Origin of the sequence: Variovorax paradoxus (assembly GCF_030815975.1) — a bacterium.
GTDB lineage: Bacteria > Pseudomonadota > Gammaproteobacteria > Burkholderiales > Burkholderiaceae_C > Variovorax > Variovorax paradoxus_N.
Window position 1 is genome coordinate 1,153,746 of the sequence record NZ_JAUSXL010000002.1, and the last position, 21,181, is coordinate 1,174,926.

At 67.2% G+C, this 21,181-nt stretch carries 20 protein-coding genes and 1 pseudogene; 8 read left to right on the top strand and 13 right to left on the bottom strand.

What is annotated here, in order from left to right:
- Positions 1 to 41: 41 nt before the first annotated feature.
- From QFZ47_RS09190 to QFZ47_RS09230, 9 genes and pseudogenes are all read right to left on the bottom strand, one after another.
- Positions 42 to 752: an ABC transporter ATP-binding protein gene (locus QFZ47_RS09190; protein ID WP_307655349.1), complete on the bottom strand. Its 711-nt coding sequence runs from the start codon at positions 750 to 752 to the stop codon at positions 42 to 44.
- The gene (locus QFZ47_RS09195; protein WP_307655350.1) at positions 749 to 1,510 is read right to left on the bottom strand and encodes an ABC transporter ATP-binding protein; all 762 of its coding nucleotides are present in this window, start codon (positions 1,508 to 1,510) and stop codon (positions 749 to 751) included. The genes QFZ47_RS09190 and QFZ47_RS09195 overlap by 4 nt, the downstream gene beginning before the upstream one ends.
- Positions 1,503 to 2,486 (bottom strand): branched-chain amino acid ABC transporter permease, encoded by a 984-nt coding sequence (locus tag QFZ47_RS09200; protein WP_307655351.1) that lies wholly within the window; start codon positions 2,484 to 2,486, stop codon positions 1,503 to 1,505. The genes QFZ47_RS09195 and QFZ47_RS09200 overlap by 8 nt, the downstream gene beginning before the upstream one ends.
- Positions 2,483 to 3,355, bottom strand: a complete 873-nt coding sequence (locus QFZ47_RS09205) for a branched-chain amino acid ABC transporter permease (protein ID WP_307655352.1) — start codon at positions 3,353 to 3,355, stop codon at positions 2,483 to 2,485. Before QFZ47_RS09205 ends, QFZ47_RS09200 begins: the two co-directional genes overlap by 4 nt.
- A 283-nt stretch (positions 3,356 to 3,638) precedes the next feature.
- Positions 3,639 to 4,840: pseudogene (locus QFZ47_RS09210) on the bottom strand (ABC transporter substrate-binding protein).
- Positions 4,841 to 4,859: 19 nt separating this feature from the next.
- Positions 4,860 to 5,645: a GntR family transcriptional regulator gene (locus tag QFZ47_RS09215; protein WP_307655353.1), complete on the bottom strand. Its 786-nt coding sequence runs from the start codon at positions 5,643 to 5,645 to the stop codon at positions 4,860 to 4,862.
- Between the two features lie 133 nt (positions 5,646 to 5,778).
- On the bottom strand, positions 5,779 to 6,627 hold the full coding sequence (locus QFZ47_RS09220; RefSeq protein WP_307655354.1) for a fumarylacetoacetate hydrolase family protein: 849 nt from the start codon (positions 6,625 to 6,627) through the stop codon (positions 5,779 to 5,781).
- Between the two features lie 24 nt (positions 6,628 to 6,651).
- A complete protein-coding gene (locus tag QFZ47_RS09225) occupies positions 6,652 to 7,398 on the bottom strand; it encodes an SDR family NAD(P)-dependent oxidoreductase (protein WP_307655355.1) in 747 nt (248 codons plus the stop codon).
- Positions 7,395 to 8,129 (bottom strand): SDR family oxidoreductase, encoded by a 735-nt coding sequence (locus QFZ47_RS09230; RefSeq protein WP_307655356.1) that lies wholly within the window; start codon positions 8,127 to 8,129, stop codon positions 7,395 to 7,397. The genes QFZ47_RS09225 and QFZ47_RS09230 overlap by 4 nt, the downstream gene beginning before the upstream one ends.
- Positions 8,130 to 8,265: 136 nt before the next feature.
- Here QFZ47_RS09230 and QFZ47_RS09235 point away from each other — a divergent pair, with 136 nt between their 5' ends.
- From QFZ47_RS09235 to QFZ47_RS09260, 6 genes are read left to right on the top strand one after another with little or no spacing between them, the layout of a single operon-like run.
- Complete coding sequence (locus QFZ47_RS09235; protein WP_307655357.1) at positions 8,266 to 8,979, top strand: FadR/GntR family transcriptional regulator; 714 nt, start codon at positions 8,266 to 8,268, stop codon at positions 8,977 to 8,979.
- A 46-nt stretch (positions 8,980 to 9,025) separates the two neighbouring features.
- Positions 9,026 to 10,021, top strand: a complete 996-nt coding sequence (locus QFZ47_RS09240; RefSeq protein ID WP_307655358.1) for a sialic acid TRAP transporter substrate-binding protein SiaP — start codon at positions 9,026 to 9,028, stop codon at positions 10,019 to 10,021.
- Positions 10,022 to 10,064: 43 nt separating this feature from the next.
- A complete protein-coding gene (locus QFZ47_RS09245) occupies positions 10,065 to 10,622 on the top strand; it encodes a TRAP transporter small permease (protein ID WP_307655359.1) in 558 nt (185 codons plus the stop codon).
- An 18-nt stretch (positions 10,623 to 10,640) separates the two neighbouring features.
- Entirely contained in the window at positions 10,641 to 12,035 is a 1,395-nt protein-coding gene (locus QFZ47_RS09250; protein ID WP_307655360.1) for a TRAP transporter large permease, read from the top strand.
- A 25-nt stretch (positions 12,036 to 12,060) separates the two neighbouring features.
- Positions 12,061 to 13,587, top strand: coding sequence for a UxaA family hydrolase (locus tag QFZ47_RS09255; protein WP_307655361.1), 1,527 nt, complete (start codon positions 12,061 to 12,063; stop codon positions 13,585 to 13,587).
- Positions 13,588 to 13,594: 7 nt separating this feature from the next.
- The gene (locus QFZ47_RS09260) at positions 13,595 to 14,659 is read left to right on the top strand and encodes a malate/lactate/ureidoglycolate dehydrogenase (protein WP_307655362.1); all 1,065 of its coding nucleotides are present in this window, start codon (positions 13,595 to 13,597) and stop codon (positions 14,657 to 14,659) included.
- 12 nt (positions 14,660 to 14,671) lie between these two features.
- Here QFZ47_RS09260 and QFZ47_RS09265 read toward each other — a convergent pair whose 3' ends face one another.
- The 4 genes from QFZ47_RS09265 to slmA all read right to left on the bottom strand — a co-directional run bounded on the left by QFZ47_RS09265 (position 14,672) and on the right by slmA (position 17,992).
- Positions 14,672 to 15,562: a DMT family transporter gene (locus tag QFZ47_RS09265; RefSeq protein ID WP_307655363.1), complete on the bottom strand. Its 891-nt coding sequence runs from the start codon at positions 15,560 to 15,562 to the stop codon at positions 14,672 to 14,674.
- The gene (locus tag QFZ47_RS09270; RefSeq protein WP_307655364.1) at positions 15,555 to 16,370 is read right to left on the bottom strand and encodes a DUF2182 domain-containing protein; all 816 of its coding nucleotides are present in this window, start codon (positions 16,368 to 16,370) and stop codon (positions 15,555 to 15,557) included. Before QFZ47_RS09270 ends, QFZ47_RS09265 begins: the two co-directional genes overlap by 8 nt.
- Positions 16,371 to 16,431: 61 nt before the next feature.
- Positions 16,432 to 17,034 (bottom strand): DUF1326 domain-containing protein, encoded by a 603-nt coding sequence (locus QFZ47_RS09275; protein WP_307655365.1) that lies wholly within the window; start codon positions 17,032 to 17,034, stop codon positions 16,432 to 16,434.
- Between the two features lie 304 nt (positions 17,035 to 17,338).
- Entirely contained in the window at positions 17,339 to 17,992 is a 654-nt protein-coding gene (gene slmA / locus QFZ47_RS09280; RefSeq protein ID WP_012745930.1) for a nucleoid occlusion factor SlmA, read from the bottom strand.
- Between the two features lie 120 nt (positions 17,993 to 18,112).
- Here slmA and galE point away from each other — a divergent pair, with 120 nt between their 5' ends.
- Both galE and QFZ47_RS09290 read left to right on the top strand, forming a co-directional pair.
- Positions 18,113 to 19,150, top strand: a complete 1,038-nt coding sequence (gene galE, locus QFZ47_RS09285) for a UDP-glucose 4-epimerase GalE (protein ID WP_307655366.1) — start codon at positions 18,113 to 18,115, stop codon at positions 19,148 to 19,150.
- Between the two features lie 372 nt (positions 19,151 to 19,522).
- On the top strand, positions 19,523 to 21,157 hold the full coding sequence (locus tag QFZ47_RS09290) for a glycosyltransferase family 2 protein (RefSeq protein ID WP_307655367.1): 1,635 nt from the start codon (positions 19,523 to 19,525) through the stop codon (positions 21,155 to 21,157).
- Positions 21,158 to 21,181 lie beyond the last annotated feature (24 nt).

Sequence of the window (21,181 nt, forward strand, 5' to 3'; positions counted from 1 at the left end):
TTGTCTCCGGGAATCGGCGGTATCTCGATGGGTAGCGGGCTTCAGAGCCCCAGGTAGGCGCGCCGCAGTTCGTCGCTGCCGAGCAGCTCGGCGGGCAGGCCCGAAAAGCGCACGCTGCCGTTCTCCAGCACATAGGCGCGGTCCGCGATCTCGAGCGACTGGCCCACGTTCTGCTCCACCAGCAGCACCGCGAGGCCGCCGTCGCGCAGTTCGCGGATCAGCGTGAACATCTCTTCCACCAGCCGCGGCGAGAGACCGAGCGAGGGCTCGTCGAGGATCAGCAACACGGGCTCGGCCATGAGCCCGCGCGCGATGGCCAGCATCTGCTGCTCGCCGCCGCTCATGGTGCCAGCGGGCTGCGCCATGCGTTCCCGCAGCCGCGGGAAGATGTGGAACATCTTCTCGATGTTGGCCGCACGGCGCTCGCGCGCCCGCGTGAAGGAGCCGAGCTCCAGGTTCTCCAGCACGCTGAGGTTGGGAAACACCTTGCGGCCCTCGGGCACCTGGATCAGGCCGGCCTTGACCACGTCGCGGTAGTGCGCGCCGCTGAGGTCCTTGCCGTCGAAGCGCACATTGCCGCTCCATGCGGGGCACAGGCCGCAGACCATCTTGTTGAGCGTGGACTTGCCCGCGCCGTTGCTGCCGAGCAGCGCGACCATTTCGCCGGCGTTCACCTGCAGGTCGACGCCGCGCAGCACCTCGACGCGGCCGTAGCCGCCGCGCAGGCCTTGAATCTCCAGCAACGCGGTCATTCGACAGCTCCCGAAGCAGCCTTGCGCAGCCGCGCCGCCGTGCCGTGGCCCAGGTAGGCTTCGACGACCTTGTCGTCGGAGGTCACCTGCGCCGGGCTGCCTTCGGCAATCAGCTGGCCCTGCGCCAGCACCCACACATGCTCGGCCAGGTGCATCACGGCCTGCATCACGTGCTCGATCATCAGCACGGTCACGCCGCTGTCGGCAATGCCGCGCACCACCGGCATCATCTCGGCGATCTCCTGCGGGTTGAGGCCGGCGAGCACCTCGTCGAGCAGCAGCAGGCGCGGGCGCGTGGCCAGCGCGCGCGCCAGTTCGAGCCGCTTGCGGCCGGCCACCGTGAGGTCCGAGGCGGGCTTGCCGAGCTGCGGCGCAAGGCCCACGCGCAGCGCCACCGCCTCGGCATGCGCCAGCGCCTCGCGGCGGCCGCGCAGGTGCAGGTGCGCACCGACCGCGATGTTCTCGCGCACCGTCTGCGCCGCAAAGGGCTTCACGATCTGGAAGGTGCGCGTCATGCCGAGCAGCGCATTGCGGTGAGGCTCGCGGCCCGCGATGTCCTGGCCCGCGAAGCGCACGGTGCCACTGTCGGGCTTGAGGAAGCCCGACATCAGCGCGAACAGCGTGGTCTTGCCGGCACCGTTGGGGCCGATCAGCGCGCTCAGGCTGCCCTCCTTCACCGACAGGCTGACGTCCTGCACGGCCTTGAGTCCGCCGAAGGAACGCGAGAGCCCGCGCACGGCCAGCAGCGCCTCAGCCATGGCGACCTCCTCGCTTCGCATTCCACAGCTGCCGCACCGACAGCCCGAGCCCGGCGACGCCGCGGGGCAGGAAGATCACGATCACGACCAGCACCGTGCCGTAGATCACCATGTTGATGCCCGGCAGCTCGCCGAACAGGTTGCGCGTGAGGTCCGACAGCAGGTGCAGCACGACCGCGCCCAGCACCGGGCCCCACAGCGTGCCCATGCCGCCCACGATGGCCGCCACCAGCGCTTCGACCGACACCGCCGGGCCGTAGGCGATGCCGGCATCGATGTACTGGAACACCTGCACGTAGAAGGCGCCGGCCGCCCCCATGAAGGCGGCCGAGAGGCCGATGGCCGCGAGCTTGACGCGAAACGGGTTCACGCCCACGGCGCGCGCTGCGTCCTCGTTGTCGCGCACGGCCTGCAGGTAGGCGCCGAAGCGGCCGTTGCGCAGCCACCAGGTGACGAGCAGCGCCAGCACCACCATGGCCAGCACCACCCACAGGTAGCCGGCGCGCGAGGCGAACTGCAGGTTGGCCGCCGATTCGCGTAGCGGCACCATCAGGCCCACGCCGCCGCCCGTGAAGTCGACCGACAGCGCGAGGATGCGGAACACCTCCGCGAAGGCCAGCGTGACGAGCGCGAAGTAGGAGCCCTTGAGGCCGTAGCGAAAGCTGAGCGCGCCGACGAAGAGCCCGACCAGCGCGGCGCCTGCCACCGCCAGCGGCAGCGCGACCCAGGCGTTGATGCCGCCTTGCAGCTGCGCGATGGCCTGGACGTACGCGCCCGTGCCGAAGAACAGCGCATGCCCGAACGAGAACTGGCCGCCGAAGCCGCCGAGGATGTTCCAGGCCTGCGCGATGAGCGTGGCGTAGAGCGCCATCATCACGAAGTTCAGCGTCACGCCCGACTTCGTGACGAGCGGCACGCAGCCGGCCAGCACCGCGAAGAGCGCGATGCCCGCGAGTTGTCTGTGCGCGCTGCTCATGCCCTGGCTCCGAACATGCCCTGGGGCCTGAACAGCACCACGCCGATGAAGATCGCAAAGATGCCGATCTGCCCCAGCGATTCGCCAAGGTACAGCCCGCCGAGCGACTCGACCACGCCGACCAGGAAGCCGCCGACGAGCGCACCGACGAAGCTGCCCATGCCGCCGAGCACGACGATGGTGAAGGCCACGAGCACGAAGCCGCCGCCCACCTGCGGGTTGACGTAATAGGCCGGCAGCAGGAAGCAGGCCGCCGCGCCGAGGCAGGCCAGGCCGATGCCGAAGCTCATGGCATAGACATGGTCGACGTCGATGCCCATGAGCTTGGCGCCTTCCTTCTCCTTGGCGACGGCGCGGATGGCGCGGCCGAGGTCGGTGCGGCCCATGATCCAGAACAGGATGCCGGAGACGGCGAGCGCCCCCGCGAAGGCCACGAGCTTGGGCACGGCGATCATCGCGGGGCCGATGGCGACGGTGCTGAGCGAATAGGCGGTGTCGATGCTGCGCGTGTCCGACTTGAAGAACAGCAGCGCGAGGTTTTCCATGACGATGGCGATGCCGAGCGTGGCGAGCAGGATGTTCTCGTCCTTGCCGTGGCCCGCGCGGTTGATGACGATGCGCTGCAACGCGTAGCCGAGCGCGAACATGCCCATGACGGCAATGGGCAGCGCCATGTAGGGGTCGATGCCCCAGCGCTCCTTGAGGAAGTAGACGGCGTACAGCGCCAGCATCAGGCTCGCACCGTGTGCGAAGTTGATGATGTGGAGCACGCCGTAGATCAGGGTGAGTCCCAGCGCGATCAGGGCATAGACGGCGCCTGTCGTGAGGCCGTTCAGGATCGAGGGGAAGAGGATGCTTAGATCGAACATTTGTTTCGTGCGCCTTGTGAGGTCCGCCCGGCATGCGGTGCGGGCCGTGCGACCCCACTGCGCCGGCCCTTCGGGCTGCCCTGCGGTGCTCGCGTTTCGCGGGGTCTCGCAGAACTCGCTTCGCTCAAACAGCTGCGAGCCCTGATCCGCGAAACGCTGCGCTCCTCGGCGGCGCAGAGGGGTTCGCCCGACCCGCACCGCATACCGGGCTCCATGCTTGATCGGCGAGCGGCGGAATACGGGGGCTTATCGTCACCGCCCCCGACACTCAAGCACAAGGAGTTCATGCCCTGAGCGGAAACACAGGTTCCACCTCGCGGTAGTCGCGCGGAATGATCACCTTGATGTCGTTCTTCACCACCTGCGTCATCAACGGCTGCGCGCCCTCGTTCTGTCCGTTGACGAACTTCGTGGGGCCGTACGGCATGATGTGATTCGAGAAGGTGCTCTTCTCCAGCGCGTCGACGATGGCCGCGCGTTCGGCCGACTTCGCGCGCTCCAGCGCATCGGCCAGCAGCCACATCGAGGTGTAGGTCATGAAGACCTCGTAGCTGAAGAACTGACCCTTGGCCTCCACGCGCTTGCGCAGCTCCTGCGAGCGCTTGTCCTTCGGGTTGAACAGTGGTTGCAGTCGATGATGCCGTTGGCCGCGTCCGGAAACTCCTTCACGAACTTGTAGCTCGATGCGGCACCGCCCAGCACCGAGAAGATCGCCTTGGGCACCACCTTCTGCTGCTGCATGGTGCGCACCAGCAGCGCGTACTCGTTGTAGTAGTTGGCCGGGATCACGATGTCCGGGTTGATCGACTTCATGCGCAGCACGATGTTGTTGAAATCGCGCGTGGGGTTGGCGTGCTTCACCACCTCCTTCACCTCGAAGCCGTAGCCCGGCAGTTCGCGCGAGAGCAGCTGCGCGGTGCCGGCGCCGAACAGCGACTCCTCGTGAATGATCATCACCGTCTTGGCCGGGTTGCCCGCGGCCTTGTTGAGCACCAGCAGGTTGGCCATGGCCACCTCGGTCGACTTCTTGTAGCCGGGGCCGAAGCGGAAGGTGTTCTTCAGTCCGCGCTCGACGATCTGGTCGGCCACGCCCACGTCGACCACGTGCGGCAGGTTGTACTTGGCCGCCGCCTGCGTGGTCGCCAGGCAGATGGCCGAGGCGTAGGCGCCCACGATGGCCGAGACGCCAGCCTCGTTCATCTTCTCGACCTCGGCCGCGCCGGCCTGCGGCTGCGATTGCGCATCGCCCAGCAGGGCCTCGAGCTTCGCGCCGCCGAGCGACTTGATGCCGCCGGCAGCGTTGATGTCCTCGATGGCCATCAGCGCGCCGAGCCGGCACTGCTGGCCCGAGTAGGCCAGCGCCCCGGTGACCGGATGCAGCACGCCGACCTTGACGGCCTTGGGCTGCGCGCCGGCCACGAGCGGGAAGGCGACGGCGGTCGCCAGGGCGGCGGACTGCGACACGAAACTGCGGCGGTTCTGCATGGGGCTTTCCTTTTTCTCTTCAGTTGAACTGGGCTGACACGTCTTTGCTGACCCACACCTTCGCGTCGATGCCGCCCACGCGGGAGAGCTGCATTTCGTAGGTGTAGCGATCGGGGCGATAGAGGCCATGCAGCCACTGCACGGGCCGTTCGTCCTCGTCGTAGATCAGGCGGCGCACCGCGAGCAGCGCGGAGCCGACCGACACGTCGAGGTGCTGCGCGATCAGGCTGTCGGCCAGGCGAGCTGAAATGGTCTGGTGCGCGCGCCCCACCTTGACGCCCGACTCCTCGAGCAGCACGAGGATGGGTTTCTTCGACAACTCGCGGCGGCCGAAGCGGCGCGCGATCGTGTCGGGCACGTAGGTGGTGATGTGCGAGAGCGGGCCTTCCTTGGTGGAACGCACGCGCACCGCCTTCTGCACCGGGTCGCCCAACTGCAGCTGCAGCGCCTCGGCCACCTGGGTGGAAGCCGTGATGGTGGCCACCTCGATCACTTTCACCGAGGTGTGCAGGCCCATCGCCACCAGGTTCTCGAGCAGGCCGCGCAGATTGGCGCGCTCCATGCTCTTGGTGCCCTGCGATTCACCGGCTGCCGCGGGCGGCGGCAGCGCGCGCGTGCGGCGCCCCGGGTTGCGCGCGATCAGGCCTTCGGAAGACAGCTGCTCGAGTGCGCGCCGCACCGTGACGCGCGCCACGTTGAACTGCGCCATGAGCGCAAGCTCGCCGGGCAGCCCCTCCGCGAAACGGCCTTCGTGCAACTGCTCACGCAGAACCAGGTAGATCTGGTGGTACTTCGGCAAAGGCATCTGCGACATGCCTTTGATGTTTTTGCAGTTTCAATGTTCTGTCAATGGGACATTTAAAACCGCAGCGGCACAAAAAAGAAACGGCGCGCCGGGACATCGCCCGCCGCGCCGTTGGTGGCTGCTCGCTTGCCGCTTACAGCTTGAACGGAACCACTTCCTGGCGCTGTTCGCCCAGCCCCTCGATGCCCAGCGTCATCACGTCGCCCTTCTTCAGGTAGAGCGGCGGCTTCATGCCCAGGCCCACGCCGGGCGGCGTGCCGGTGGTGATGACGTCGCCGGGCAAGAGCGTCATGAACTGGCTCAGGTAGCTCACGATCTTGGCGATGCTGAAGATCATCGTCTTGGTACTGCCGGTCTGCATGCGCTTGCCGTTGAGGTCGAGCCACATCGACAGCTTCTGCGGATTGGGCACTTCGTCGCGCGTCACGAGCCACGGGCCGAGGGGGCCGAAGGTGTCGCAGCCCTTGCCCTTGTCCCAGGTGCCGCCGCGCTCGATCTGGAACTCGCGCTCGCTCACGTCGTTGATGGCGCAGTAGCCGGCCACGAAGTTGAGCGCGTCCTTCTGCGAGACATAGCGCGCGCGCGCGCCGATGACCACGCCGAGCTCGACTTCCCAGTCGCTCTTGACCGAGTTCTTCGGCAGCATGACCGGATCGTTCGGGCCCTGGATGCAGCTGGTGGCCTTCATGAAGACCACCGGCTCCTTCGGAATCGGCAGGCCGGATTCGGCCGCATGGTCGGCGTAATTCAGGCCGATGGCAATGAACTTGCCGACGTTGGCCACCGGGCTGCCGAAGCGCGGCTTGCCCCTGACCAGCGGCAGCTTGTCGACCTTGTGCTTGCGCAGCTTGGCAAGCGCGGCGTCGCCGAGCTGCTCGGGCCCGATGTCCTTGACCAGCGCGCTCAGGTCGCGCAGCTGGCCGTTGTCGTCGATGAGGCCGGGCTTTTCCTTGCCGGGGTTGCCATAGCGAACGAGTTTCATGTTGTCCTTTCCTTGGGAGACTGATTAGTAAGTGGAGCGGCCGCCGGACAGGTCGAACACGGCGCCGGTGGAAAACGAGCAATCCTCGGTGCAGAGCCAGCCGACCATCGCGGCCACCTCCTCCACCGTGCCGAAGCGGCCCATCGGTATTTTCGAGAGCATGAACGCGATGTGCTCCGGTGTCATCTGGTCGAAGATGGCGGTCTTCACCGCCGCGGGCGTCACGCAGTTGACGCGGATGCCGGTGTCGGCCAGCTCCTTGCCAAGCGACTTGGTGAGCGCGATCACCGCGGCCTTGCTCGCGCTGTAGGCGCTGGCGTTGGGGTTGCCTTCCTTGCCCGCGACCGAGGCGATGTTGACGATGCGGCCGTAGCCTTGCCTTCGCATCTGCGCCACCACTTCGCGGCAGCACAGGAACACGCCGTTGATGTTGACCTCCATGACCTGGCGCCAGTCGTCCACCGGGTAGTCCCAGAGCCTGGTGTTGGGGCCGGTGATGCCGGCGCTGTTGACCAGCGCATCGATGCGCGGCGAATGCGCCAGCGTGGCCGCCATGGCGCTGGCCACGGAAGACTGCTGCGCCACGTCGACCTTCACCGCGAAGGCCTTGGGGCCCAGTGCCGCTGCGGCCTTGGCGGCCGCGGCCTCGTCGCGGTCCCAGAGCGTGACGCTGCCGCCCGATGCGATCAGCCGCTCGGCAATGCCGTAGCCCAGTCCCGCCGCGCCGCCGGTCACCACCGCGTGGCGGCCGGCGAAATCGAGCTGGTTCATATGGTGAGGCCGCCGTCCACCGTGAAGGCCTGGCCGGTGGCGAACACCGATTCGTCGCTGGCCAGGAACACCACCACGGGCGCGATTTCCTCGGCTTGCGCGAGCCGCCCCATGGGCTGGCGCGCGATGAAGGCCTTGCGTGCCGCCTCGGGGTCCTCGTTGGCGTTGATGCGCTCGCCGAGCGAAGGCGTGTCGACCGTGCCGGGGCAGACGGCATTGCAGCGGATGCCGCGCGCCACGAAGTCGGCCGCCACGCTCTTGGTGAGGCCGAGCACCGCGGCCTTGGTGGTGCCGTAGACGAAGCGGTTGGGCAGGCCCTTCATGCTGGAGCACACGCTCGCCATGTTGATGATGCTGCCGCTTCCTGCGGCCAGCATGCCGGGCAGCGCGGCCTGGATGGTCCAGAACTGCGCGCGCACATTGAGCGCGAATGCGAATTCGAGGTCCTTGTCGGTGGCCTCGAGCACGGTGCCGTTGTGCACCACGCCGGCGCAGTTGAACAGCACGTCGAGCGCGGGAAGACTCTTGAAGAAGACGCCGATCGCGTCCTTGTCGAGCACGTCGAGCCTGGCCGTGCGCACGTTGGCGACACCGGCGTAGCGCTCGAGCAGCTTCTCGTTGACGTCGGTCGCCCACACCTGCGCGCCTTCGGCAGCCATGGCGAGCACGCTCGCGTGGCCGATGCCTTGTCCGGCCGCCGTGACGAGCGCGGTCTTGCCCTTGAGTCTCATGCATGTCTCCTTGGAAAGTGGAGCACCGGCTGTTCAGCGTTCAGGGTTTGGCCCGATGGCGACGGCGCGGTACGGATCGTATTCTGAATTGGCCTTACCACTTGTCCAATTCAGGACAACCCTTAAACCCGCCGCCGTGCCGCTCCAGACCGTCGAACCCCAGCGCCTCTATCGCCAGATTGCCGACCAGCTCCGCGGGCTGATCGGCAAGGGCGAGTTCGCGGCCGGCGCGCGGCTGCCGGCCGAGCGCGACCTGGCCAAGCAGTTCGGCGTGAGCCGGCCCTCGGTGCGCGAGGCGCTGATCGCGCTCGAGGTCGAGGGCTGGGTCGAGGTCCGCACCGGTTCTGGCGTGTATGTGCTGGACCGCTCGCACCGCGCGAGCAAGCCGGTGGCACCCACCGAATGGGGTCCGCTGGAGCTGATTCGCGCGCGCCGCGTGATCGAGGGCGAAACCGCGGCCATCGCGGCCACCGTCGGCAAGCGCAAGGACATCGACGCCATGAGCCGCGCCATCGAAACGATGCGCGGGCTCGCCGACCGCGAAATATTGCCGCTCGAAGGCGACCGCGCATTCCACGTGGCCATCGTCAATGCCAGCGGCAACGCCGTGCTGGTGGAAACGGTGCAGAGCTTCTGGGATTCGCGCAACGGCCCGATCTTCACGCGCCTGGGCGGCTACTTCGAAACGGTGGCCTCCTGGCGCTCGGCCATCGCCGAGCACGAGGCCATCCGCGACGCCGTGGCCGCGCGCGAGGCCGAGGCCGCGCGCGCCGCCATGCACGCCCACATGGACAACTCGCACCAGCGATTCAGCGCGAGCTGGCGCCGCGCAAAAAAAGCCTCGTCCTGAACCGCCAGCGACTTCTTCACCGCATCACCAAAACGGAGACCCACCGATGAACAGCAAACGCAACACCCTCAAAGCCATCGCCGCCTGTGCCCTGGCGGCCATCGCGCTGGGCACGGCCGGCATTGCCGGTGCGCAGACCAAGCTCAAGTGGGCGCACGTCTACGAAACCTCCGAGCCATTCCACAAGTACTCCGTGTGGGCCGCGGAAGAAATCAAGAAGCGCACCAACGGCAAGTACGACATCCAGGTGTTTCCGGCTTCCAGCCTGGGCAAGGAGTCGGACATCAACCAGGGCCTGACGCTCGGCACTGTCGACATCGTGCTGACCGGCGCCAGCTTTGCGGGCAACACCTACAAGCCGCTGGCCGTGACCTACTTTCCGTTCATCTTCCGCGATGCGGAGCATCTGCTGAAGTACGCCAAGAGCGATGTGTTCCAGGAGCTTGCCAAGGGCTACGACGAAAAGAGCGGCAACCACATCACCGCGCTCAACTACTACGGCGCGCGCCATGTCACATCGAGCGCCGCCAGGCCGGTGACCAAGCCCGAAGACATGAAGGGCCTGAAGATCCGCGTGCCCGACGCACCCGCCTACCTGGCCTTCCCGAAGGCGCTGGGCGCCAATGCCACGCCCATCGCTTTTGCCGAGGTCTATCTGGCGCTGCAGAACAACACGGTCGATGCGCAGGAGAACCCACTGCCCACCATCGAGGCCAAGAAGTTCTTCGAGGTGCAGAAGAACATCTCGCTCACGGGCCACATCATCGACTCGCTGCTGACCGTGGTTTCCGGCCCGCTGTGGGGCAAGCTCTCGGCCGACGAGAAGAAGATCTTCACCGAGGTGATGCAGGAAGCCGCCGAGAAAACCGGCCGCGACATCATCGCCTCGGAAGCCCGCTTGACCGAAGAGTTCAAGAAGCGGGGCAACAACGTGATCACGGTGGACAAAGCCGCATTCCGCGAAGCGGTGCTGAAGAACACCAAGCCGACCGACCACGGCTACCGCCAGCAGGACTACGACCGGATTACCGCGATCAAGTAAGCACTCTCTTTCTCCCTCTCCCTCCGGGAGAGGGGACAACACCATGCACGACGAAAAGATCATCGACGACGAAGGCCACTTCCACGCGGAAGACGAGGCCGTCGACCTTTCCCACACCATTGCCGAAGGCTGGATCTCGCTCGCGATCTTCTGGATGCTCGCGCTCACGGTGTTCTACCAGTTCGTCACGCGCTATGTGATGAACGACTCGGCCGCATGGACCGAGGAGGTGGCGCGCTACATGCTGATCGCCGTGGTCTTCATCGGCGCGGCCGTCGGCGTGGCGAAGAACAGCCAGATCCAGGTCGACTTCTTCTACCGCCACATGCCGGCGGCCATCGGCCGCTGGGTGTCGCGCGCGGTCGACGTGCTGCGCACCGCCTTCTTTGCCGCGGCCGTGGTCATGACGGTGCAGATGATGCTGAAGATCGGCAACACCACGCGCATGACCATCGTCGATGCCCCCATGAACATCGTCTACGGCCTGTGCCTGTTCGGCTTCGCCGCGATGACCTGGCGCTCGGTCCAGGTGGCGCGCGTTCACTGGAAGCGCGGCTACAGCGTGCTCGAGCGCCCCGAATCCACTCTCGCCGACCGCTGAGCCTCCGAGAACATCTGCATGCTGAAAATATTCTTCCTGATCTTCATGGCGGGCGGCATTCCGGTGGCCGTGGCCATGGCCGGCGCCTCGCTGGCCTACATCGTGGTGAGCGGCAGCCTGCCGCCCTTCGTCGTCATCCACCGCATGGTGAGCGGCATCGACAGCTTTCCGCTGCTCGCGGTGCCCTTCTTCATCCTGGCCGGCAACCTGATGAACAACGCGGGCATCACCACCCGCATCTACAACTTCGCGCTCGCGCTGGTGGGCTGGCTCAAGGGCGGGCTGGGCCATGTGAACGTGCTCGGATCGGTGATCTTCGCGGGCATGAGCGGCACCGCCATTGCCGATGCCGCGGGCCTGGGCACCATCGAGATCAAGGCGATGAAGGAGCATGGCTACTCGACCGAATTCGCGGTGGGCGTGACCGCCGCCTCGGCCACGCTGGGCCCGATCATTCCGCCCAGCCTGCCGTTCGTGATCTACGGGATGATGGCCAACGTCTCGGTGGGGGCGCTGTTCCTCGCGGGCATCTTGCCCGGAGCGCTGCTGGCCATTCTGATGATGCTCACGGTGGCCTACTTCGCGCACCGCAACGGCTGGGGCGGCGACGTCAAGTTCTCGAGCACGCGCTTCGTCAAGGCCATGTGCGAGCTCGCCGTGGTGATCGCCTGGCCGCTGCTGATGTGGCTGCTGGTGGCCAGGCTGGGCACGCCGCCGCAGCTCACGGTGTTTGCGGGGCTGGCGTCGCTGTTCGTGCTGGACCGCATCTTCCGCTTCGAGGCGCTGCTGCCCATCATGACGCCGGTGCTGCTGATCGGCGGCATGAGCACGGGCCTGTTCACGCCCACCGAGGGCGCGATTGCCGCCTGCGTGTGGGCAATGATCCTGGGCTTCGGCTGGTACAAGACCTTGTCGTGGAAGATGTTCGTCAAGGTCTGCCTCGACACCATCGAGACCACCTCCACCGTGCTGTTCATCGTGGCGGCCGCGTCGATCTTCGGCTGGATGCTCACCGCCACCGGCGTGACCACCGACATCGCAAGCTGGGTGCTGGGCTTCACCAAGGAAGCCTGGGTGTTCCTGCTGCTGGCCAACCTGCTGATGCTGTTCGTGGGCTGCTTCCTGGAGCCCACGGCCGCCATCACCATCCTGGTTCCGATCCTGCTGCCGATTGCCACGCAGCTGGGCGTGGACCCGATCCACTTCGGCCTGGTGATGGTGCTGAACCTGATGATCGGCCTGCTGCATCCGCCGATGGGCATGGTGCTGTTCGTGCTGGCGCGCGTGGCGGGCCTGAGCTTCGAGCGCACGACCATGGCGATCCTGCCGTGGCTCATTCCGCTGCTGCTGGCGCTGGTGGTGATCACCTATGTACCTTCATTGGTACTCTGGCTCCCGAAAATGTTCTTCTGATTCCCAACACAACACGAGTTCCACGATGAATCCTTTCATTCGCCTGCATCCGGCCGACGATGTCGTGATCGCGCGCAGCCAGCTGGTCGGCGGCGCCAAGGTCGAAGACTTTGCCGTGCGCGGCCTGATTCCCGCCGGGCACAAGGTGGCGACGCACGCCATTGCCGTTGGCGAGCCGGTGCGCCGCTACAACCAGATCATCGGCTTCGCGAGCAAGCCGATTGCGGCCGGCGAGCATGTGCACACGCACAACCTCGACATGGGCCCCGACAAGGGAGATTTCGAACGCGACTACGCCTTCGGCGCCGATGTGAAGCCCGCGCCCGCGAAGCGCGAGGCCACCTTCATGGGCATCAAGCGGGCCGACGGCCGCGTGGCCACGCGCAACTACATCGGCGTGCTCACGAGCGTGAACTGCTCGGCCACCGCGGCGCGCGCCATTGCGGACCACTTCTCGCGCAAGACCAACCCGCCGGCGCTGGCCGGCTACCCGAACGTCGACGGCATCGTGGCCCTCACGCACGGCACGGGTTGCGGCATGGACACGCAAGGCATGGGCATGCAGATCCTGGAGCGCACGCTCACGGGCTATGCCACGCACCCGAACTTCGCGGGCGTGCTGGTGGTGGGCCTCGGGTGCGAGGCGAACCAGATCAATGCCTGGCTCGCGACCGGCCACCTGGCCGAAGGCGAGAACTTCCGCACCTTCAACATCCAGGACACCGGCGGCACGCGCAAGACGGTCGAGAAGGGCATTGCGCTGATCAACGAGATGCTGCCGCGCGCCAATGCGGTCAAGCGCGAACCCTGCAGCGCGGCGCACATCACGATCGGGCTGCAGTGCGGCGGCTCGGACGGGTACTCCGGCATCAGCGCCAACCCTGCCCTCGGTGCGGCGGTCGACCTGCTGGTGGCGCATGGCGGCACGGCCATCCTCAGCGAAACGCCCGAGGTCTATGGCGCCGAGCACCTGCTCACGCGCCGCGCCGTCAAGCGCGAGGTCGGCCAGAAGCTGGTGGACCGCATCAAATGGTGGGAGCACTACACCGAGATCAACGAAGGCGAGATGAACAACAACCCCTCGCCGGGCAACAAGGCGGGCGGCCTCACGACCATTCTCGAGAAGTCGCTCGGTGCCGTGGCCAAGGGCGGCACGAGCAACCTCGAGGCGGTGTACGAATACGCCGAACCGGTCACGGCGCACGGCTTCGTCTACATGGACACGCCGGGCTACGACCCCGTGAGCGCCACCGGACAGGTCGCGGGCGGCGCCAATGTCATCTGCTTCACGACCGGCCGCGGCTCGGCCTACGGCTGCGCGCCCTCTCCTTCGCTCAAGCTCGCGACCAACTCGGCGCTGTGGCAGCGGCAGGAAGAGGACATGGACATCAACTGCGGCGAGATCGTGGATGGCACGTCGTCGATCCAGGAGATGGGCCAGCGGATCTTCGAACTGGTCTTGGCCACTGCATCTGGCGAACCCTCGAAGAGCGAGAAACATGGCTACGGCCAGAACGAATTCGTGCCGTGGCAAGTCGGCGCAGTCATGTAAGGAACCTATGCCTCAAACCCTTTCCTCCTCTGTTCTGCGGTCGCAATGCGCCAATATCCTCGAAGCCGCCGGCAGCACGCCGGCCGAAGCCGCGCAGGTGGCCGCCAACCTGGTGCTGGCCAACCTGAGCGGCCATGATTCGCACGGCGTGGGCATGCTGCCGCGCTATGTGGACGCGGTGGCCGAAGGCGGGCTCGTGCCCAATGCCGCGGTCAAGATCAATGCCGACATCGGCACGCTGCTCGCGCTCGACGGCCAGCATGGCTACGGCCAGATCGTCGGCGTGCAGGCGATGGCGCTCGGCATCGAGCGGGCGAAGCAGCACGGCAGCTGCATCTTCACGCTCGCGAATGCGCACCACCTGGGCCGCATTGGCCATTTCGCCGAAATGGCGACGGCCGAGGGCCTGGTCTCGATGCACTTCGTCAACGTGCTGACGCGGCCCGTGGTGGCGCCGTGGGGCGGGGGCGACGGGCGCTTCGGCACCAACCCGTGCTGCATCGGCATTCCGCTGGCGGGCGCCGAGCCCTTCCTGCTCGACTTTGCGACCAGCCGCGTGGCCCAGGGAAAGATGCGCGTCGCCCACAACAAGGGCGAACGCGTGCCCGACGGCTACCTGATCGACGAGCGCGGCGCGCCCACCAACGACCCCGGCGTGGTGGTGGTGCCGCAGGCCAACGGCCTGTTCGGCGCGCTCATGACCTTCGGCGAGCACAAGGGCTACGGCATGGCGATGGCTTGCGAGCTGCTGGGCGGCGCGCTCACCGGCGGCGGCACCTGGCACCGCCCGGCCGACACGGCGCGCACGGTGCTCAACGGCATGCTGACGATCCTGATCGACCCTGCCAAGCTTGGAACCCAGGCCAGCTTCGCGCAGGAAGCGACGGCCTTCGTCGACTGGCTGCGCCAGAGCCCGCCGGGCGCCGGCTTCGACCAGGTGCAGATCGCCGGCGAACCGGAGCGCGCCGCACGCGTGGCGCGCGAGCGCGACGGCATCTGGCTGGACGATGCGACGTGGGGCGAGATCGTTGCGGCCGGAGCCAAGGTGGGCGTGGCGATTGCCGCCGCCTAGCAGCTCAGGCGCTCAGCGGCGCGCCTTGCGCGACTTCTGGCTCAGCACGATCGCAATGCCGCCCAGAATGGCCACCGACGCGGCGGCCAGCCGCGGCGTGATCGCCTCCGACAGCAGCAGCACGCCGCCGAACGCCGCCAGCAGCGGCACCGACAGCTGCACGGTGGCCGCCTGCATGGCCGAAAGACGCGCCAGCGCCGCATACCAGACGACATAGCCAAGACCCGAGGTCAATGCGCCGGAGGCCACGGCCAGCGCGACGCCGGTCGCGTCCGCATGCGCGCGCATCACGAAGGCGAGGCTGAGGACCAGGGCCAGCGGTACGGCCCGCATGAAGTTGCGGCCCGTGGCGGCCAGCGGATCGGGCACGCCGCGGCCGCGCAGCGAATACACGCCCCAGGCCACGCCGGCGATGGCCATCAGCACGGCGCCCAGGAGCGGCGGCGCGGCGACGCCCGGCAGCACCAGGTAGACGAGCCCGCCCGCCGCCAGCACGAAGCCGATCCCTGCCACGGGCCCGAAGCGCTCGCCCGAGCCCAGCCCTGCGCCCAGCATCGTGAGCTGAACCGCACCGAACAGGATCAGCGCTCCCGTGCCCGCAGACAGGCTGAGGTAAGCGAAAGAAAAGAACGCCACATAGGCGAACAGCATGGCGGCGGCGAGCCAGTCGGCATGGCCGGACGAAGAAGAAGGCTGCGCCCTGAACCGCAGCACGAGTGCGAGCGTGATCGCACCGGAAACCAGCCGGATGCTGCCGAAACTGGCCGGATCGATGCCCCGTTGCTGCAACGCCAGCCTGCACAGGAGCGAATTGGCCGCGAACGCGACCATGGCCACCGCGGTGAGGGCGACGGTCTGCAGGATGGACGGCGCGCGGCGCGCTTCGGACACGGCTTCAGACATGCGCCGCCACCATGAAGACGGCCCAGCCCAGGAGCGCGAACCCGAGCGGCGCGCTCAGCCGATGGCCCCAGGGCACGTTCTTTTCCAGCGCCATGACGGCGGCCAACAGCAGCATCCAGCCCAGGCTGCCGGTGCCGAGCGCGAACATCAGCAGCATCAGCGCCCAGCAGCAGCCGACGCAGAACAGGCCATGGTGCATGCCCAGCGCCAAGGCCTGGCGGGCCTGCGCGTGGCCGCGCCAGTGCTCGATGACGAAGCTGAGCGGCGTGCGGCACTTTTCCAGACAGCGGTGCTTGAGGCTGCTGAACTGGAAGGCGCCCGCCAGCGCGATGGTCGCGGCGCCGATCACCCAGCCGTGCCAGGCCAGCGTGGGCGCACTGGCGAGCAGCGCCAGCACCGCGCTGTGGAGCCCGTGCGCCAGCAGCCCGAAGGCTCCCCACACGGCCATGTAGCCGAGCCCCAGCAGCACGAGCAGGCGTGCGTGGTCCGCTCGCCCGGCGGTCAATCGGTCGAAGGCGTTGAACAGCGGCAGCGTGGTGGGCAGCATCATGGCCGCCGTCATGAGGATCCACGAAGAGGCGTAGAGCACCGCAGGCACGATCACGTCGCCGGCGGGAATGGCCTGGCACAGGAACGCGGCCGGCCCCGAGGCGGTCCAGTCGCCGTGTTCGAGATAGCGCCCGTAAGGGCTGCGCGCCCAGGCCCACAACGCCACCCACGCGAGCGCGGCCAGCGCGGCAAGAACCGGCACGAACACGCGGCGGTGACGCACGGCGTTGCGCGGCAGCGAGCCGGCCGTCGGGTTCATTGGGCAACCTCCGTGCTTCGCACTGCGGTGCGAGCTTGCATGGGGCGGCCCGGCGCGGCGCTCATGAATCGAAGACGAAGGTGCTCTGCAGGGCGTTGTGGTTCTTGATGTCGAGATCGATACCGAGCGCGGCGTTCTTCGAGCGGTAGGTGGGGGCCTTGCCGACGAACACCGGCGCGCCCGGCACCGTGGAGAACACGGTATCCGAAAGCGTGGTCTGGCCGCCGGTGGCGCCGCGGTAGGGCTCGAGTTCGGCGTAGTAGTTGGTGCCGATCTCCAGTTCGCCCTTGCCTTCGTTCACGGTGAAGCGGATGGGCGCCCGCTCGACCGACACCACCTGGCCGATGAGAGCGGCCAGATCGGCGATCGGCCCGCCGGCCTGTCCGGTGTAGACCTTGAGCAGCGCCTCTTCCTGTTCCTTGGAGGCGTTGTCGTCGACGAAGATCGCCGCCGTCCAGTTGCCTTCGAGGATGTTTCCGGGCACGTGCGCCACGGCCGCGATGGTGTTGCCACCCACGTCGATGCCGTCGATCGTTCCCTTGTCGATGCGCCACGCGACGATGGTGTCGCATGTGCCGTTGTCCGGGTCCTCGCCGATCCAGCAGGGACACAGGACATTGCAGTTGCAAACTTCGAGCAGGCGACCTTCCAGGTGATAGCTCATACGAACCTCCGTTCAGAAGCTACACGAACACAGGCTTGTCGCCGCGACTCAGCGGCAAGGGGGCGCTGATCCTACGCTTCGCCATGAAGCAAGTCGAGCGCGGCGCCTACCCTGGATACCCCATCGCCACCGCGGATCCTCAGCTGCGGCTCGCGTCGTGCGCCGGCTTGCCGACCTGCACGCTCACTTCCTCGTCCATCAGGCGATAGAGGTCGCCGGCCTGCACGAGGTGTCCTCGGGGTGCTCAATGGATGCAGCCTTGCCGCATCGCATTGAGCTATCGCCTCGATAGGAGGCGGCCGACCTAGACGATCAGCGCGATCGTGGCTTCGAGGTGTTCCGAAGGCGCGCGGCGGAAGCCCGAGCGCGTGAAGCGCTGCAGCTGGCCGACCACGAAGGCCGTGAGCGCGGCGGCGCGCACCTGCGCATCCACGCTCGGGGTGGCCGAGCCGTCTGCGGCGGCCGCTCCGCGCAGCACCTGGCGCAGGGTGGCTTCGATCTTGTCGAAGAACTGGTTCATGCGCTGCTGGAGCCGCTCGTTCTCGAACACCAGCGCGTCGCCCACCATGACGCGCGTCATGCCGGGGTTGCGCTCGGCAAACTGCACCAGCAGCGTGAGAATTTTTGCGGCCTGCTGGGCCCCCGTCGCACCTTCGCGCTCGAGGATCTGGTTCACCAGCGTGAAGACGCTCTGCTCGATGAAGTCGATCAGGCCCTCGAACATCTGCGCCTTGCTCGCAAAGTGGCGGTAGAGCGCGGCCTCGCTGACGTCGAGCCGCGCAGCCAATGCCGCGGTCGTTACCCGCTCGGCGCCGGGTTGTTCGAGCATGGCGGCCAGCGCCTGCAGGATCTGCACGCGCCGCTCCCCGGGCTTGGGGCGTTTTCGGACCGGCGCGACGGGCGTCAACGTTTCGGTCTGGGTTTCTATGCCGGGATAGCTTGTCTCTTCGTTCTGCATGGCAGCGCGTGCAAAGATGTAATCAATTGATTCTCGCACAGGGCCGCGCAGTGAGCGCGCGCAAACCAGCCCCGGGAAAGCTCGTACAGAATCAGCCCATTCAACCAAGCAAAAGTTCTCATGGCCTCAACAAGCGTTCTGGTGACGGGTGGCGCAGGTTTCATTGGCAGCCACACCTGCGTCGCGCTGGCCACCGCCGGATACACACCGGTGATTCTCGACAATCTGGGCAACAGCGACATCCGGGTATTGGAGCGGTTGCGGCAGATCACCGGCAGCGCTCCGCGGCTGATCGAAGGCGACGTGCGCGACCGGGCCCTGCTCGACCGCGTGCTGGGCGAAGAGAACTTTTCCGCCGTGATTCATTTCGCGGGCCTCAAGGCGGTGGGCGATTCGGTGGCCGACCCGCTCACCTACTACGACAACAACGTGCACGGCAGCCTCGTGCTCGCCTCGGCCATGCAGCAGGCGGGCGTGCGGACACTGATCTTCTCGTCGTCCGCCACCGTGTACGGCGAGCCCGACCACTCGCCCATTCCGGAGGACGCGCCCTGCAGGCCGGCCAACCCCTATGGCCGCTCCAAGCGCATGGTGGAAGAAGCGCTGGCCGACCTGCAGCACGCCCAGCCCGGCTGGCGCATTGCGCTGCTGCGCTACTTCAACCCCGTGGGCGCCCATGAAAGCGGGCTCATCGGCGAACACCCGCAGGGCAAGCCGAACAACCTGATGCCCTTCGTGTGCCAGGTGGCCGTGGGCCAGCGCGACAAGCTGCTGATCCACGGCAACGACTATCCCACGCCCGACGGCACCGGCGTGCGCGACTACGTGCATGTGATGGACCTGGCCGAAGGGCACGTGGCGGCCCTGCGGCATGCGCAGGGCCATGCGGGCCTGGTCACGCTGAACCTCGGCACGGGCCGCGGCGCCTCCGTGCTCGACGTGGTGCGTGCGTTCGAGCGCGCGAGCGGGCGGGCGCTGCCTTGCGAGATCGGCCCGCGCCGGCCCGGCGATGTGCCCGCGTACTGGGGCGACCCGTCGCTGGCAGAGGCCACGCTGGGCTGGCGCGCGCACCGCGGGCTCGACCAGATGTGCGCCGACAGCTGGCGCTGGCAGCAGGGCAATCCGAACGGATACGAAAGGTCACTGACCACTTGCTGACCGCTCCCGGCTGCGCCTCCGGAAAGAAGCTCCCAGATGCTTTCTGGGGCATGTAACGAATGCACACGCTGGAACCTGTCGGCAACAAATGTTAAGCCGATTGTTACCCAACCGATCTTTCGCGTCGCTATTCTGAATTGATGGGGGGCTCTGCATGCCGGCAAGCCCCAGGGGTTGTGCCATCTCTTGCAGAGTAGGGGGAATGATTTGCCTATCGATCAAGCGCGATACGCCCAATGGGCCGCGGCGTGCCGGTTCTCGCCGTTCACCGATGCCGCCTACCGTGCGTGGACACACGCAGAAGCATCCCGCCACGAGGCAGAACAGCCAGCGCTTCAACTGGCGCTGAAGAATCTTCCGTACCGCGACGGCTTGACCTTCGCGATCGCGGACAGCGGCAGCGACGAGGCATTGCGCAACACGCTGGCTTCGCTCTGCGCACAGCTGTGCCAGCGCTTCGACGTGGTGGTGACATGCAGCCCTTCACGCGCCGAAGCGGTCGGCCAGTTGCTCCTGTTCGTCCGCGATTCGATTCACGTGCGGCTGGTGGCCGCGAGCGCGCCGGCGAGCCGGCTCGAACTGCAGCAGCTCGCGCTCGAACACACGGCCGAGCCCTGGTTCGGCGTGATCCTCGCGGGCGACCGGCTCGCCGCGCAGGCCGTTTCGTCGATCCAGCTCACGCTCGCGAAGTGGCCCGATGCGGCCGTCGTCTATGCGGACGAAGACTGGATCGCCCAGGACGGGACACGATGCAAGCCGCGCTTCAAGTCGGCATGGGATCCGGAGGCGCAGCTCGGCTTCGACCTGCTCGACGGCCTGTGCGTGATGAAGCGCGCCAACGTGCTGGCGGCCGGAGGCTTTCGCGCCGAATTCGAGCCGGCCGCCGGCTACGACCTGCACTGCAGGGTGGCCATGCCGCTGCCCTGCAGCCAGGTGCGCCATATTCCCTCGGTGCTGTATCACCGGCAGGTCCCGCCGGTGATGGATGCGGGAGACACCCGGCAAGCCGTCGAGGCCTATGCGGCGGTGGCCCGGCGGGTGGCGGCTGAAGCGGCGTTCCGGCAGACGGGCGTGGCGGCCGAGGTGCTGCCCTCGCCGATCGCGGAGTTCGTCAACCATGTGCGCCGCCCGCTGCCCAGCCCCGCGCCACGGGTCAGCGTGCTCGTGCCGACGCGCGACCGCGCCAATCTGGTGAGGACCTGCCTGGACGGCCTGCTGCGCAAGACCGACTACCCGGATTTCGAAGTCCTCGTCCTCGACAACGACAGCGTCGAGCCGGCAACCCTGTCGCTGTTCGCCGAGCTGCGTGCGGACCCTCGCGTCAGCGTGCTGCGCGTTCCCGGCCCGTTCAATTTCTCGGCCATCAACAACGTGGGCGTGCAAGCCTCGACCGGCGAGGTGCTGCTCTTCCTGAACAACGACATCGAGATCCTCGATGGCGGATGGCTCAGGGAGATGGTCGGCGAAGCCATGCGGCCGGACATCGGCTGCGTGGGCGCCAAGCTCCTGTACGGCGACGGCACGGTCCAGCACGCCGGCGTCATGCTGCAGCGCGGCCCGCTGGCGATGCATGTCTGCCGCACCGACGGCGCCACCGACACCGGCCTGGACGGGCGGCTCGCCGGCACGCGCGACTACCTGGCGGTCACGGGCGCCTGCCTGGCGGTTCGGCGCTCGGTGTTCGAGCAGGTGGGCGGCTTCGACGGCGAGCACCTGCCGGTGGCCTACAACGACATCGACCTGTGCCTGAAGGTGAACGATGCGGGCTACCGCAACATCTGCACGCCGTTCGCGTCCCTGCTGCACCTCGAGAGCGCCTCGCGCGGGCACGACCATGTGTCCGAAGAAAAGCAGCGGCGGGCAGAGCGCGAGCAGGCGCACGCCAGCACCAAGTGGATCGATCGCTTCGAGCACGACCCCTATCACAACCCGAATGTCCAGCTGGACTGGCTCACCGGCGCGCACCTGGCCCACAACGCCGGCCAGCCCTGGCAGCTCGCGCGCTGAACCGGGCGCCGCGGTTTCATCGAC

What these genes read in the sequence shown, in the direction of transcription:
- QFZ47_RS09190 (WP_307655349.1), bottom strand. Translation starts at nt 752, where the DNA reads ATGACCGCGTTGCTGGAGATTCAAGGCCTGCGCGGCGGCTACGGCCGC.
- QFZ47_RS09195 (WP_307655350.1), bottom strand. Translation starts at nt 1,510, where the DNA reads ATGGCTGAGGCGCTGCTGGCCGTGCGCGGGCTCTCGCGTTCCTTCGGC.
- QFZ47_RS09200 (WP_307655351.1), bottom strand. Translation starts at nt 2,486, where the DNA reads ATGAGCAGCGCGCACAGACAACTCGCGGGCATCGCGCTCTTCGCGGTG.
- QFZ47_RS09205 (WP_307655352.1), bottom strand. Translation starts at nt 3,355, where the DNA reads ATGTTCGATCTAAGCATCCTCTTCCCCTCGATCCTGAACGGCCTCACG.
- QFZ47_RS09215 (WP_307655353.1), bottom strand. Translation starts at nt 5,645, where the DNA reads ATGCCTTTGCCGAAGTACCACCAGATCTACCTGGTTCTGCGTGAGCAG.
- QFZ47_RS09220 (WP_307655354.1), bottom strand. Translation starts at nt 6,627, where the DNA reads ATGAAACTCGTTCGCTATGGCAACCCCGGCAAGGAAAAGCCCGGCCTC.
- QFZ47_RS09225 (WP_307655355.1), bottom strand. Translation starts at nt 7,398, where the DNA reads ATGAACCAGCTCGATTTCGCCGGCCGCCACGCGGTGGTGACCGGCGGC.
- QFZ47_RS09230 (WP_307655356.1), bottom strand. Translation starts at nt 8,129, where the DNA reads ATGAGACTCAAGGGCAAGACCGCGCTCGTCACGGCGGCCGGACAAGGC.
- QFZ47_RS09240 (WP_307655358.1), top strand. Translation starts at nt 9,026, where the DNA reads ATGAACAGCAAACGCAACACCCTCAAAGCCATCGCCGCCTGTGCCCTG.
- QFZ47_RS09245 (WP_307655359.1), top strand. Translation starts at nt 10,065, where the DNA reads ATGCACGACGAAAAGATCATCGACGACGAAGGCCACTTCCACGCGGAA.
- QFZ47_RS09250 (WP_307655360.1), top strand. Translation starts at nt 10,641, where the DNA reads ATGCTGAAAATATTCTTCCTGATCTTCATGGCGGGCGGCATTCCGGTG.
- QFZ47_RS09255 (WP_307655361.1), top strand. Translation starts at nt 12,061, where the DNA reads ATGAATCCTTTCATTCGCCTGCATCCGGCCGACGATGTCGTGATCGCG.
- QFZ47_RS09260 (WP_307655362.1), top strand. Translation starts at nt 13,595, where the DNA reads ATGCCTCAAACCCTTTCCTCCTCTGTTCTGCGGTCGCAATGCGCCAAT.
- QFZ47_RS09265 (WP_307655363.1), bottom strand. Translation starts at nt 15,562, where the DNA reads ATGTCTGAAGCCGTGTCCGAAGCGCGCCGCGCGCCGTCCATCCTGCAG.
- QFZ47_RS09270 (WP_307655364.1), bottom strand. Translation starts at nt 16,370, where the DNA reads ATGAACCCGACGGCCGGCTCGCTGCCGCGCAACGCCGTGCGTCACCGC.
- QFZ47_RS09275 (WP_307655365.1), bottom strand. Translation starts at nt 17,034, where the DNA reads ATGAGCTATCACCTGGAAGGTCGCCTGCTCGAAGTTTGCAACTGCAAT.
- slmA (WP_012745930.1), bottom strand. Translation starts at nt 17,992, where the DNA reads ATGCAGAACGAAGAGACAAGCTATCCCGGCATAGAAACCCAGACCGAA.
- galE (WP_307655366.1), top strand. Translation starts at nt 18,113, where the DNA reads ATGGCCTCAACAAGCGTTCTGGTGACGGGTGGCGCAGGTTTCATTGGC.